Source organism: Paenibacillus sp. Negev47 (assembly GCF_058313655.1).
In genome coordinates, this window is sequence record NZ_CM177754.1 from 637,016 (window position 1) to 651,717 (window position 14,702).

General features: G+C 45.7%; 8 protein-coding genes. All 8 read left to right on the forward strand.

The features are described from left to right. Positions 1 to 457 precede the first annotated feature (457 nt). The 8 genes from ppc to ectB all read left to right on the forward strand — a co-directional run bounded on the left by ppc (position 458) and on the right by ectB (position 14,460). Positions 458 to 3,250, forward strand: a complete 2,793-nt coding sequence (gene ppc / locus AC4G47_RS03095) for a phosphoenolpyruvate carboxylase (RefSeq protein WP_491104701.1) — start codon at positions 458 to 460, stop codon at positions 3,248 to 3,250. A 260-nt stretch (positions 3,251 to 3,510) separates the two neighbouring features. After that, positions 3,511 to 4,077 carry an RNA polymerase sigma factor SigW gene (gene sigW, locus AC4G47_RS03100; RefSeq protein WP_017692117.1) on the forward strand — a complete coding sequence of 189 codons (567 nt, stop codon included), beginning with the start codon at positions 3,511 to 3,513 and terminating at the stop codon, positions 4,075 to 4,077. Positions 4,078 to 4,213: 136 nt separating this feature from the next. Continuing rightward, the gene (locus AC4G47_RS03105; RefSeq protein ID WP_017692118.1) at positions 4,214 to 4,828 is read left to right on the forward strand and encodes a zf-HC2 domain-containing protein; all 615 of its coding nucleotides are present in this window, start codon (positions 4,214 to 4,216) and stop codon (positions 4,826 to 4,828) included. 312 nt (positions 4,829 to 5,140) lie between these two features. Next, a complete protein-coding gene (gene cdaA / locus AC4G47_RS03110; protein WP_145325921.1) occupies positions 5,141 to 5,977 on the forward strand; it encodes a diadenylate cyclase CdaA in 837 nt (278 codons plus the stop codon). Beyond that, positions 5,970 to 7,463, forward strand: a complete 1,494-nt coding sequence (locus tag AC4G47_RS03115; RefSeq protein ID WP_491104702.1) for a CdaR family protein — start codon at positions 5,970 to 5,972, stop codon at positions 7,461 to 7,463. The genes cdaA and AC4G47_RS03115 overlap by 8 nt, the downstream gene beginning before the upstream one ends. A 71-nt stretch (positions 7,464 to 7,534) precedes the next feature. After that, on the forward strand, positions 7,535 to 8,875 hold the full coding sequence (gene glmM / locus AC4G47_RS03120) for a phosphoglucosamine mutase (protein WP_491104704.1): 1,341 nt from the start codon (positions 7,535 to 7,537) through the stop codon (positions 8,873 to 8,875). Positions 8,876 to 9,615: 740 nt separating this feature from the next. Continuing rightward, positions 9,616 to 11,448, forward strand: coding sequence for a glutamine--fructose-6-phosphate transaminase (isomerizing) (glmS, locus tag AC4G47_RS03125; protein ID WP_491104705.1), 1,833 nt, complete (start codon positions 9,616 to 9,618; stop codon positions 11,446 to 11,448). Positions 11,449 to 13,176: 1,728 nt separating this feature from the next. Continuing rightward, complete coding sequence (gene ectB, locus AC4G47_RS03130) at positions 13,177 to 14,460, forward strand: diaminobutyrate--2-oxoglutarate transaminase (RefSeq protein ID WP_491104707.1); 1,284 nt, start codon at positions 13,177 to 13,179, stop codon at positions 14,458 to 14,460. Positions 14,461 to 14,702: the final 242 nt, after the last annotated feature.

Below are 14,702 nucleotides of genomic sequence, written 5' to 3' on the forward strand. Positions count from 1 at the left end.
GAAACTTTCCTAATAAGCAGACTGTATAGGAAGAAAATTTATAATTACATCTTTAATTTATTGCGTCACTGTGGTAAAGTATACAAAAGCTTGCTTTGCCGGTCATGTTTCTTTGTATGGCATCTGTTTTTAGGCAATGAAATTATGCGGTTCAACCTTACAATCAGGTACATTGGATATATCTAAAGCCACTGCATATTTATGAAATTTTAAGAATAGGTATGAGACATTTGAGTTATCTAAAGTACGTGAAAAAGGTATCATGCGACAGCATATGACCATTAATTGAAGCAGAACAAGAAAATGAATAAAAAAGCGTGTTTTTGTGCTGTAAATCGGGGATAAACCCCATTTTTTCTAGTAGAAAAGTAAAGATTTTCGTGCCATTTTATTGTATGATGTTATGAAGGTGTCAAATTTACGTGTACGAATGGAACGATCAGATGGGAGGATAAGCATGACTGAAACTATGGTAACCGCCAGCAAAAGCCAATCCAACAACCTGCTTCGGCGAGACGTGCGGTTCCTGGGCAATATACTCGGGGAAGTTCTTGTCCATCAAGGCGGCACGGAGCTTCTAGATATCGTTGAGAAGATTCGGGAAACGAGCAAATCATTGCGTGCAGAATTTCTGCCGGAACTGTATGCAGAGTTCAAAACGATGATCCAGGAATTAGACTCGGACAATCGTCATCAGGTTATTCGGGCTTTCGCTATTTATTTTCAATTAGTTAATATTGCTGAACAAAACCATCGGATCCGGCGTAAACGGGATTATGAGCGTTCTGCAGGGGACGCGGTACAGCCAGGATCAATACAAAAAGCAGTACAGGATCTCAAGGAACGTGGACTGTCTCATACGGAAGTAGAAGAGATTCTGGACGAATTATCACTGGAACTCGTTATGACTGCTCATCCAACCGAAGCCATGCGCCGGGTTATTCTGGACATCCACAAACGGATATCCGAAGATGTCATGCTACTTGATAATCCTACGCTGACGTTACGTGAACGGGAACAGTTGCGGGAAAAACTGCTAAATGAGGTTATTACACTCTGGCAGACAGATGAACTTCGCGACCGCAAACCGACTGTACTCGATGAAGTGCGGAACGGGATGTATTATTTTCACGAAACGTTGTTCCACGTACTTCCGGATGTATATCAGGAGCTGGAACGCTGCCTGAATAAATTTTATCCTGACCATGACTGGCATGTGCCGACGTATTTGCGTTTCGGTTCCTGGATCGGTGGAGACCGGGATGGAAATCCTTCGGTAACTTCAGATGTAACATGGCAGACGCTGTTAATGCAACGCAAGCTCGCTTTGCGTGAATACCAACGGATTATGATTGAACTTATGGGCCACCTCAGCTTCAGCACGAACATCATCCATGTATCGGATGAGCTGGTGCAGTCGATTGAGCAGGACCGTAATTATGTTACATTGAAAAAAGTGGATATCTGGCGGAATGAGAAAGAGCCATACCGCATCAAATTGGCTTATATGATAGCCAAGCTGAACAATGTACTGGATGAGAACAAATCAGGTCAGCCTGACCGTTATGATAGCGCTCAGGATTTGATTGATGATCTGATGATTATTGATCGAAGTCTGCGCCATCATTTTGCCGATTACGTAGCTGATACGACTATTCGCAAAATGATTCGTCAAGTGGAGTTGTTTGGTTTCCACACCGCAGCATTGGATGTGCGTCAGCACAGTAAGGAACATGAAAATGCGATGTCTGAGATTTTGGCCAAAATGAACATTGTAGAAGATTATGCGCGTCTGACAGAGGACGGTAAAATCGATCTGCTTGCTCGTCTGCTGGATGATCCGCGTCCGCTTACTTCTCCTTATCATCAATACACGGAGGGAACCAAAGAGTGTCTGGATGTCTTCCGTACCATTAAGCGTGCCCAGAACGAGTTCGGGGCCGGCTGTATCACCAGTTACCTGATCAGTATGACGCAGGGCGCAAGTGATTTGCTGGAGGTTATGGTATTTGCGAAGGAAGTGGGCTTGTTCACCAAAGGACACAACGGTGAAATTACATCTACACTTCAGGCAGTTCCATTGTTTGAAACGATTGATGATCTACATGCGGCTTCGGATATTATGCAGAAGCTGTTCAACCTTCCTGTATACCGCGCAAGCGTAAGAGGACGCAATGAACTGCATGAAATCATGCTTGGTTATTCAGACAGTAACAAGGACGGCGGAGTGGTTACAGCCAACTGGGAACTGCGCGTAGCAATGAATGCCATCACGGCTGTAGGTAATGAACACGGTGTTAAACTGAAGTTCTTCCATGGACGTGGCGGAGCTCTTGGTCGTGGCGGCATGCCGCTTAACCGTAGTATTCTTGCTCAACCACCGCATACGATTGGTGGAGGCATCAAGATTACGGAGCAGGGAGAGGTCATTTCTTCCCGTTATTCCCTTCAAGGGATTGCATACCGCAGTCTGGAGCAAGCAACTTCGGCTCTGATCACAGCAGCACTTAATGGTCTTGAGCCGCAAGAGTCAGCATCCGAGCGCCATTGGGACAGCATCATCAAAGAGATTTCGGAAGTATCCCTGACAAAATATCAGGATCTGATTTTCCGTGATCCAGACTTCTTCACTTTCTTCAAGGAATCAACACCGCTTCCGGAGGTTGGGGAACTGAATATTGGTTCCCGTCCATCCAAGCGAAAAAATAGCGACAAGTTTGAAGACCTGAGAGCGATCCCGTGGGTATTCGCATGGACACAAAGTCGTTATCTGCTACCAGCCTGGTATGCGGCAGGAACAGGACTGCAAAGTTACTATCAGGATAAAGAGGAAAATCTGATTGTCCTGAAAGAAATGTATGCAAGCTTCCCATTCTTCCGCACATTGATTGATACGGTGCAGATGGCAATTGCCAAAGCAGATCTGGTGATTGCCAAAGAATACTCAGCCATGACTTCCAACAAGGAAGCGCGTGATCGCATATACGGTCAGATCGAAGCTGAATTCAAGCTCACAAAAGAGCTGATTCTTAAAATTACCGGAGAAGCTGAAATTCTGGATGATGTACCGGTTATTCAAGAATCCATTCGTCTTCGTAACCCTTATGTCGACCCGTTGTCTTACATGCAGGTTCAACTTCTGAGCGAACTCAGAGATATGCGCGAACGTGGTGAGGATGATACGGAACTCCTTAGAGAAGTATTGCTGACAATCAACGGCATCGCTGCAGGACTGCGTAATACAGGTTGATTATTATACTGTTGCAAATGAATGATTTTATGAAACAAAGTACCCATTACTTTGTTAACTATAAGCTCCATTCTCTGCTCTACGGAGTGAGAGATGAAACGGGACTCCTACTGGAGTTCCCGTTTTTACTGTTTTTGGCGGATATTTGTCATACAGTCTTGATTTTTGACCAAAGTTGATTTACGATTTGATTGGTGAATTACAAGTGTGGACGGGTATCAGAAGACGGAAGACCCATCAGCATGTCTGGGGGAATAAGGGTGGACAATTTGGAGAATAGGCTTGTGAAACTGGTGCTTAAGGGCGACCAGAGAGCCTTCGCAGAAATCGTTGAACTATATAAGGACAAGCTGTTTCATTTGGCATACCGGATGCTGAACAATCGTCATGAAGCTGAAGACGTTGTGCAGGAGACGTTTTTGCGTGTGTTTCGTAATATGGAGAAGTACGATCCGAACCAGAAGTTTTCAACCTGGATCTACCGGATTGCGACCAATCTGTGTATTGACCGACTGCGCAGAAAGAAACCTTCATACTCGTTAGATGCCGAACTGAATGATCAAGAAGGATCTGATGGTTATGCGATGCTCCCGAGTGATGATCGTACACCGGAGAGTGAAGCACTTCTGTCAGAGACGCAGACACTCATTCGTGAGGCCATTGACAGTTTGCCAGCCAAGTATAAGTCCGTTATGATTCTGAGATATTTACAGGACTTGTCGCTACAGGAAATCAGTGATGTGACAGGTATGCCCGTAACAACGATAAAGACACGCGTTCATCGGGGCCGTGATTTTCTACGCAAAAAATTGGAGTATAAGTTATAAATGTTAAACGTCTTTAAATCTGGGCGAAATTAATTGAAACATATCCGAAACGGATGCGTATGTAATGTATGCAAGTCTTATGCGTGCTTTTTAATGGCTCATGGACTAAGTGATTTAAGAAAGGATTGGCTCTCATATGGATTGCAACTCGGCCGTCTCTTTAATGCATGAATGTTTGGATGAGTCGTTGTCCCCGGCCCAGAAGGTTGAACTGAAAAGTCACCTTGTGATCTGTCCGGATTGTCGCATGCGCTTTAAAGAGTTGGAACAGACGGAAATGTTACTCTTTGCCATGAAACACTATTCACCGTCTGCCTCGGATGAGCTGACCAATCGAATTATGAATGCTCTGCCCCAGCCCAAGAGACAGCAAGTATGGCTCAAATGGGTCAAAGGACATCCCGCGCTGACGGCGGCAGCCTTCTTTTTGGTCGTGATGCTCTTTAGCGCCTTGAATTTCTGGAATCAGAACAACGAAATGGTCGTTAAGGGAAATAATCTGGACCAGATCGTGATTCAGGGTAACACGGTTATTGTTCCTGAAGGTAAGTCTATTGCTGGCGATCTTACGATAGAAAATGGAACTGCACAAGTATATGGTGATGTGAACGGCAATCTGACGGTTATCGACGGACAACTGTTTCAGGCTTCAACGGCGCATATTTCAGGTCAGGTGAAAAGTATTGATCAGGCGCTGGACTGGTTCTGGTACAAAATAACCAATATGGTAAATGAAGTAGCTTATCGCTAGAACAGGGTAAATCTTCAATGGTATATACCAAGCAGGGTACCTCCAGATTGCATGGGGTACTCTTTTTTTATACGTAAACTTTGTAATTCATGGTAAATGTGATGTTTATGTGCAGTTTGTGACTGCCGTAACTTGCAACCTGAACGTTAACGTTATAACCTAGATACTAAAGAGAACATACTACTACATATAGATAAGCATTTTGCAGGAATCCAATGATGTAAAATGCGGAGACAAAGGATTATATAAAATCCTAATGGGTTAATATGAGATCAGGGTTCACTCATCAATGGGGATAGCGGGGGCTGGCTTATGAATTATTTTGCTGACTTAACGTGGAAAGAGTCCATTAAGGACGTTATCGATATATTGATCGTTACCTATATTATGTACAAACTGATTTTGCTTGTGCGGGGTACGCGTGCGGTTCAGCTCCTAAAAGGGATTCTGTTCCTTGTGCTGATCTGGGCATTAAGTACGTGGCTAAACCTGTATACGCTCAAGTGGTTGATGAACCAGATGTTTACGTTTGGAGTCGTTGCGGTGTTCATTATCTTTCAGCCGGAACTGCGTCGTGGTCTGGAGCAATTGGGACGTGGGAAGCTGTTTGGACGTTCAGCGGCAGCAAGTGATGAAGAGTTAACGGTGTTAATTGGTGAGATTATTAAGTCTGTTAATTATTTGTCACGGCGTAAAATAGGTGCATTGGTCGTATTTGAACGTGAAACGGGTCTGAACGATTACACGGAATCGGGCATTAAGATGCAATCTCTCGTCAGCTCTGAGCTGATGATTAACATCTTTATTCCAAATACACCGCTCCATGATGGAGCCGTCATTATACAAGGAAAACAAATTTCGGCGGCAGCCTGTTATTTGCCATTATCAGAAAATCCGTTTATCAGCAAGGAATTGGGAACACGCCACCGTGCAGCAATCGGGATTACCGAAGTTGCAGATGCGATCTGTTTGGTTGTCTCTGAGGAGACAGGACAGGTGTCGCTGGCGATGAATGGACAGGTCGTTCGTGATATTAAGGAAGAGTCGCTGATTGCCAAACTGTATGAGGAGTTGCGCCCTACTTCCAATCTGAAAAAGAATGGCTGGACAACCTTCTGGAAACGGAAGGGAGGACGTAACAATGGATAAGTGGTTTAACAACAATAACTTTGCCAAAATACTTGCACTTGCGGTAAGCCTGCTGCTCTGGTTCATGATACATCTGGATGAAGTGCCAACCACCCCTACGATTACGACAGGGACAACCAATAAGGTTGTGGAACGTACGGTGCCTGTTCAACCTTATGGATTAGATAGCAACAGTTATGTGCTTACTTCATTAAGTACGGATGAGGTCCGGCTGGAAATCAAAGGGCAGCGTTCGATGCTAACATCGATTTTTACCAATGACGATTATAAGGTACTGGTTGATCTGAGTCAGGTGAAAGATGGGTCTAATACACTTCCGCTGTTGCCTGATCTGCCTTCCGGGGTAGAAGTGGTCAGCATGGAACCTTCCATGGTTACCGTGAATGTAGAAAAATTGGGCACCAAATCTTTCAATGTGAATATTGTACCCGAAGGAGAAACATCCGCCGGATACAGTGCTGGGACGCCCGTAGTTGAACCTTCAGCTCCGGTTAAGGTAACTCTGCCCGAAGGGCAACTAGAGGCTGTAGCGAAGGTCCAGGGCAGTGTGAGCGTGAAAGATGCCAAGGAAGATGTCATACAGAAAAAAGTGAAGCTTCAGGCATACGATGCTGAAGGAAAGGTCCTTGAAAATGCGATTATAACGCCACAAACGGTTGAAGTCCGGGTTCCGGTCAATCAGCCCTATACATCTGTACCCTTAAGGATCAAATATTCGGGACAGTTGCCTGAAGGCCTGGTTCTCTCCACGGTAGAGCCAAGCGTGAAAGAAGTCTCGGTTTATGGATCAGAGGATGCGCTTGCGGGTATACAGTCCTACGACCAAGTAACCCTTGATCTGACGCAGTTTGAGCAGTCGGGTACGTCGACAGTTAACGTGGACTTGACGCCGCCTTCCGGTTTTGAGAAAATCGAGCCTAGTTCGATTCAGATTAAGGTAACCATATCCCCATTTGACGAGGCAGAGGAGACGACGAAAGTCTTTCCGAATGTTCCCATCACACTTACGGGTGCGGGGAATGGACTGGAAGGTACGCTGGTTACGCCTAGAAGTGGCGGTCTAAACCTCACACTCACAGGCTCAGCGACTATGCTTGAGGGTCTGAGTAGTGATGATCTCACGTTGACGGGGGATCTTGCTGGACTTGCGGTCGGAACGCATGAGATCGAGCTTGAAGCCGACCTGCCCCGTTTTGCCAAACTGGATGAATCATCTAATGCTCTGAGTGCAACGGTCAAAATTAGCGAAAAGGCTGAAGATACAACGACCACTCCTGGCGAAGAACCGACGGATGAGGGAACGGTAGCACCTGACCCGACACCAGCCGAGGTTGAAAATGGGGAAACCGAGCCTGTTCCTGATGAAGAAGAGACGGAATCGAATACGGACAATCAGGATCAGGGTCAACAGGGGAGCACAACCAATCGAGGTAATTTAAATAATAATAACAGCGGTAGTGGCAGTAAAAGTGGCTCAAATCCGTAACGTTCTAATTCTAAAATGTTTAAAAAATAATAACAGTGCTCGTATATGATGCGAATAGAAGGAGTTAAATCATGGGGAAATATTTTGGTACAGACGGTGTAAGAGGGGTTGCCAATAAAGAGCTAACGGCAGAGCTGGCTTACAGCATTGGACGTTGTGGTGGTTACGTGCTTGCAGGGGGTGTGGAAAGACCGAAAGTGGTTATCGGCATGGATACTCGTATATCGGGATTGATGTTAGAATCCGCATTGGTTGCAGGTCTGTTGTCCATCGGCGCTGATGTAATTCGTCTGGGCGTTGTATCCACTCCGGGAGTGGCATACATTGCACGTTTGTTGAAGGCTGATGCGGGCGTGATGATCTCGGCTTCCCACAATCCGGTTGAAGATAACGGAATCAAGTTCTTTGGCGGAGATGGCTTCAAGCTGTCCGATGAGACAGAGAACCGGATTGAAGAGCTGATGGATGCGGAGACAGATCAATTGCCACGGCCAGTTGGTGGCGGTCTGGGTACCTTAACGACGGATGAGGAATCCCGCTATCGCTACCTCGATTTCCTGAAAACGACTGTAAATGAGTCATTCTCTGGTCTTAAAATTGTTCTGGACTGTGCAAACGGCGCAGCTTATGAGCTCGCACCGAAATTATTCAGTGAACTTGGCGCAGAAGTTATTGCTATTGGCGCTGAGCCTAACGGCCTGAATATCAATGAGCAATGTGGATCAACTCATCCAGAGAACCTGAAACAGGAAGTGCTCAAACATAAAGCGGATCTGGGTCTTGCTTTTGACGGGGATGCCGATCGTCTGATTGCTATTGATGAGACAGGCGCTGAGGTGGATGGAGACTTCATTCTGTGTATCTGTGGTGATGCAATGAATCGTGCAGGCAAGTTGAAGGACAGTACCGTTGTATCGACCGTTATGAGTAACATCGGATTCTACAAAGCAACGGAGAAACTTGCACTGAAAACAGCTAAAACGGCAGTAGGTGACCGTTATGTGATGGAGGAAATGCGTCGCGGCGGTTACAACCTGGGCGGAGAGCAGTCCGGCCATGTTATTTTCCTGGATTATAATACAACTGGAGACGGTATGCTGACTGCGATTCAACTCGTGGATACACTCAAGGCTTCAGGTAAAAAACTGAGTGAACTAAAAGCGCTGATGACCCAGTACCCACAAGTATTGGTCAATGTGCGTGTTGAAGATAAGAGCAAATATGAGGGAAATTCTGCGATTGAGCAAGCTATTGCTACAGTAGAACAACAACTCGGCGATAATGGACGTGTACTCGTTCGTGCTTCAGGTACTGAATCCCTGATCCGTGTTATGGCGGAAGGACCAGATAAAGAAGAACTTGAACAATATGTGTCTCAAATCGCAGATGTAGTGCAAAAAGAACTGGTATAGGACTGGAAGAAATCCCTTCTGCATACGGTTCTCTAAAGGGAATTGTTGTGTAAAAGGGGGCTAATAGAACAAGATTTAGGACTTATAGTGGAATATTCCTGCGTCCCGGCCTGATGAGACTAAGGGTCCGTTTATCCGGTCGGGATTGTGGGTAAATATGCTGAAATTGTCACAGGTACTTTGCTCCATTGCAAAATGGACCTGACGTGCATATAATGAGTGGAGTCGTCATTCAGACACAGAAAGTGAGGGACGTAAGGTTACAGTTACACAAGCGCCAGAGCTTGGAGTTGCGCGGGATGATGTTGATCAGGATTTCTTCTAGGTTGAAGAACGGCTGATTAAGATCAACGGCAATCAAGCTGACGAGGTGGAGGTGTTCGGATTGTTCGGCGGGGACCTCCCGGTGAAGCACCAGAGCCGTAAACCGGATTGCGGAAAATGGATGGGTGACTGTCCACACAACGCGCCGGTGTAGGTGCAGGAGTTAAACTAAAATTCAAATGAATGTGCGTGAAGAGCGTAAACAGTACGCGGACGGGAAAATGATGTACATTCATGATTGCATTCATAACAGCTTATGATGACAGCGGGGCGACACGAGGTCGCTCTGATCATTGATAATTGAATAGGTAACAAGTATTCATGAAACGCTAGGCAATCATTCATTTTCCGGTATGCCGCCTCTGCCTGTTTCTCTTCGTGACACAGTATTCATATACAAACGGAGGAAATAAATTATGTGCGGTATTGTTGGATATATTGGTAATAAGAACACTCAATCGGTATTGGTCGAAGGATTGAAGAAACTCGAGTATCGTGGTTATGATTCTGCAGGTATCGCGGTATTCACACCGGAAGGTCTGCAAATCACGAAAGCTCTCGGTCGTCTTGCGAACCTTGAAGCCAAGCTGGATGGTGCACCACTGGTAGGTAATGCCGGGATCGGACACACACGTTGGGCAACTCATGGTAAACCATCGGATGAGAATTCCCATCCACACACCGATGGAAGCCAGAAGTTCTCTGTTGTGCATAACGGTATTATTGAGAACTACCTGGATCTGAAGGACGAATTGATGGCTCAAGGTCACACGTTCACTTCCGAGACAGATACTGAAGTTATCTCTCACCTGATTTCACGTGAATACAATGGTGATATTGTTAAAACAGTGCAAAAAGTGATCACGTTGTTGCGTGGCGCATTCGCACTGGGTGTATTGACAGAGCATGAGCCTGAGAAACTCGTAGCTGTGCGTCAAGCAAGCCCATTGATTATTGGTATTGGTGAAGGCGAGAACTTCATTGGTTCCGACATCCCGGCAATTCTGGAACATACACGTAACGTGTACATTCTGAATGATGGTGAAATGGCTGTATTGACACATGATGCTGTCGAATTGATGACGATTGAAGGCAACTTTATTTCTCGGGAAATGATTCGTGTCGATTGGGATGCTGTAACCGCAGAAAAAGGCGGATTCGAGCACTTCATGCTGAAAGAAATTCATGAGCAACCAAAAGCATATCGTGATACAATGCTGGGTCGCATCGATAATGAAACCAAAAAGGTTCAACTTCCTGAGTTGAAAATGACAGAAGAACAAATTAAAAATATCCGTAACGTTCAAATCATTGCATGTGGTACAGCGTACCATGCAGGTCTGGTTGGACGTACAGTGATTGAGCAATTGGTACGTATTCCGGTTGAAACAGATGTGGCTTCCGAGTACCGTTACCGTTCCCCAATCGTGCACAAAGATACACTCGTAATTGTAGTGAGCCAATCTGGTGAAACTGCCGATACGCTTGCTGCATTGCGCGAAGCACAATCCAATGGCGCACATGTACTGGCAATCACGAACGTAGTGGGCAGCTCCATTGCACGTGATGCAGATGATGTTATCGCAACATTGGCAGGTCCTGAAATTGCAGTAGCTTCTACCAAAGCGTATACTTCACAGTTGATCGCGTTCAATTTGCTCGGTCTGTACCTTGCACAAGTTCGTGGTACTCAATCTGCAGAAGAGATTGCACACACGCTGGCAGCGATGCAAGCATTACCTGAGCAAGTGGAATCCATGTTGGAGCAAGCAGAAGCAATCAAAGGATATGCAGAGCAAATCTCCAAACATGAACATCTCTTCTTCATCGGCCGTGGTCTTGACTATGCAGTAGCTCAAGAAGGATCGTTGAAACTAAAAGAGATCTCTTATATTCACTCCGAGGCTTATGCTGCGGGTGAATTGAAACACGGTACGCTTGCATTGATCGAAGACGGTATCCCTGTTATTGCCCTGGCAACACAGGAAAACGTACTTGAGAAAACAGTGAGCAACATTAAAGAAGTGAAAGCACGTGGTGCGGATGTACTGGCAATTACGTACGAAGAGCACGTAGCACCATTGCTGAAATCCGTAGACCAAGCGTTTGCAATTCCTAAAACATTGCCATTGCTTAGCCCGGCTCTGTCCGTAGTTGCACTGCAATTGCTGGCATACTACGCTTCCCTGGCACTGGGTCACGATGTGGATAAACCACGTAACCTGGCGAAAAGCGTAACAGTTGAGTAAGGGCATTTATGTTTAATTATGTCCATTGATAAAGAAGAAGTGTGGAACCAGCGACAAAAGTATGGAACTACACGAACTGTTGTCCAATGACATGGATAACTGGCTGATCAATAGAATCAGTAAAATAATAATTTTTAAACAAAAATGGTCCTGATGACTCTAAGTCATCAGGACTTTCTTGATGTTTAAGGAGGGGCAAACAATGTCAACTTTTGGAGAAAGGATAAAACCCATTCGGAAACTACATAAAAAACCAAAATTTTTGTGAATGGACTTTGAGTGAATTAGAGCAAAATAAATACAAGCTTTCCTTAGACATGATCTTGGTAATTCATAATCATATCGTTCTCTTTCAATTCTCAAGAAATTGACTGATACTACCAAAGTGAAACTATAGATTTTATAAAAATGAAAATAAAGCGTTATTCATCAAGTAGGTAAAGAAGTTAAAGTAGGTGGTTCTGAATATTAGAACCACCTTATTTGTGTTCGTGCATCGTATCCAACTTGCATACCAAAAAAACTTTAAGTTTGAATAAGAGACCCAAAAATTAAATGGAAATTTCCTGTATCTTTGTAGGGTCTGACTTACTAGTATCATGCGTTTATTAAGACTATTGGATTCTACGGGAGAAAGTAATATTTTTGCTCAAGTCTTAAAGATAAGATTTAGAGTGGCAGTAAGTCCGTCATGGTATAAAGGGGTGTAAAACCTCGCCGTGAGCAAGCTTGTGAGCAGAGGCAAATGCTCGAAATTTTCCGTAAGCCAAGTATATTATGCGATTCAAAAATGCTCTGAAGTAAGGCAGAGGAGCGAATTAGGGAAGTCGTGAAGGAATGACTAGAACCTGCGAATATGCTCATAAATCATTCCAAGAAAATTTGGAATATTTAAACCCGAAAATACAGGGTTCGCGTAACCTACTATGCTACGACGTAAAGCGAAATGAAGATGACTAAACGTGACCGGTACTTCATCGACTCACAAAAGGGTACTCCAAGAAGCATTAACGAGCTCGATGGAGGAGCTCATTACGCGAAGTGAAATTAATGTCCGTTCAACTCAGACTCAGAACGCTGCTATGTAATCTGCATGCACATGAATGACGGACATCGGAAAGCGTCTGAGAGAAAACCTTACATACGGTTTGATGAGGAGGGGCAGAATATCCAGCCGACATCCGGTCACGTTTCCAGCCAGACTTCCAAAGATTCGTCAGGTAATCATGTTAAGTTATCGCAAAGCGCAAGGATTCGGAGCACGGCAGAGAATGTCCACTAGGGATTTTTACCAAATTTCTGATATCTCGCCTGAATGTCGACACGCGTCGAATTCCTCGATTGATGGCAAACCATTCCCAGCGTTTCTTCTCCCTTCCTCCTTTTTAGGTGAAAAATTAACACATTTATGTTTTATAGACCAAATTTAACAAAAGTTTTACTATATTTAACAAAAGATTTACTATACATTCTTCGAAATTTTGATATAATTCTACCTAGGTCATATTCCCTATTATACTAGAACATGGAATTATAGGTTTTATATACCTGTATAAGCTGCGCGCGAGAGACCAGTCCACTGGATACCCAGCAAGCCGGCATGCGGGGACCAACAATTGTGGAAAATGACAACGAGAATATGTTGCTCCATGACGTCAGAAGGTTCAGAAAGGAAGGTTCAGAAAGAATGGGCCAACCTTATCCCAATTCCGATGGAGGATGAAGCGAGTGAGCATTTTTGAAAAGCTGGAATCCAACGTAAGATCGTACTGCAGAAGCTTTCCGGTAGTGTTCGACCGGGCCAAGGGGGACCTTATATATTCTGAGGATGGAAGAGCATATATTGATTTTTTTGCAGGTGCCGGGGCACTGAATTACGGTCATAACAACGATTATATCAAGGACCAGATTCTCGATTACTTGACCTCCGACCGAATTATGCACGGTCTGGATATGTATACAATGGCCAAGCGTGAATTCATCCAGAGCTTCTCGGAGCGGATTCTGGAGCCGAAGAAGCTGAATTACAAGCTTCAATTCTGCGGTCCGACGGGGACGAACGCGGTGGAAGCGGCCCTGAAGCTCGCACGCAAAGCGAAGAAGAGATCCGGGATATTCGCATTCATGGGCGGGTTCCACGGTATGTCGCTCGGCAGCCTGTCGGCGACAAGCTCCAAGTCCATGAGGGAAGGAGCGGGGCTTCCTCTGGATGGAGTTACGTTCATGCCGCACCCGAGTGGGGCTTTCGGAGAAATGGATACGCTCGGCTATATCGAGAATATCATGACTGATTCGCACTCCGGAATCGACAAGCCGGCCGCGATCCTGCTTGAAACGGTACAAGCAGAAGGAGGAATTCACGTCGTCGACGCGCAGTGGTTGCGCGGGCTGCAGCAGCTTTGCCGAATGCACGATATCCTGCTCATTACGGATGAGATTCAAGTAGGCTGCGGCCGGACAGGCGAATTCTTTTCCTTCGAACGTGCGGGGATCGAGCCGGATCTCATTACCCTGTCGAAGTCGATCAGCGGGTACGGCCTGCCGATGTCCCTCCTGCTGTTGAAGCCCGAACTGGATCTATGGACGCCGGGCGAGCACAATGGCACCTTCCGCGGTAATCAGCTCGCTTTTGTGGCCGCCAAGGCCGCCCTCGAGTTCCGGGACAGAGCCGCCCTGGAAGCCCAAGTGAAGCAGAAAGAAGAGTTTGTGCGCTCGTTTCTTGATAAAGAAATCAAGCCTCTGCATCCGTCCATCGCCATCCGCGGACTCGGCCTGATCTGGGGCATTGACGTCTCGGGCTTTATGGATGAAGCCGGGGCGAAGCGGATGGCGGAGATCAGTTTCGAGAACGGGCTCATCATTGAAAGAGCCGGCAGAGGAGACCTCGTGCTGAAGATCATGCCTCCGCTGACCATTTCGATGGAGCATCTGGCCGCCGGTTGCGATATTATCAAGACCAGTATGCAGCAGGTGATCTCTCAGGAGACCCAAGATTTGCTGGTAACAACCTAATATCGACATACCCGATGGCCGCGCCCCGGCAAGAGGCGCGGAAGTGCTTCCTGGGGCTGTAAGGCCCTATGTTAAGATAACGTTCTCACCCCATTGGAAGATTTTCTCCCCATCCTGCCTGTTTTACTGTCAGGCAGGATGCAATTCACCGCCAATCCAAGGGCTGTCCCGTTCATGCAATACGGAGCATTCTTTAAGCCTCAATGCAGCACAATCGTCACATCTAATCGTCAGGATAAGCT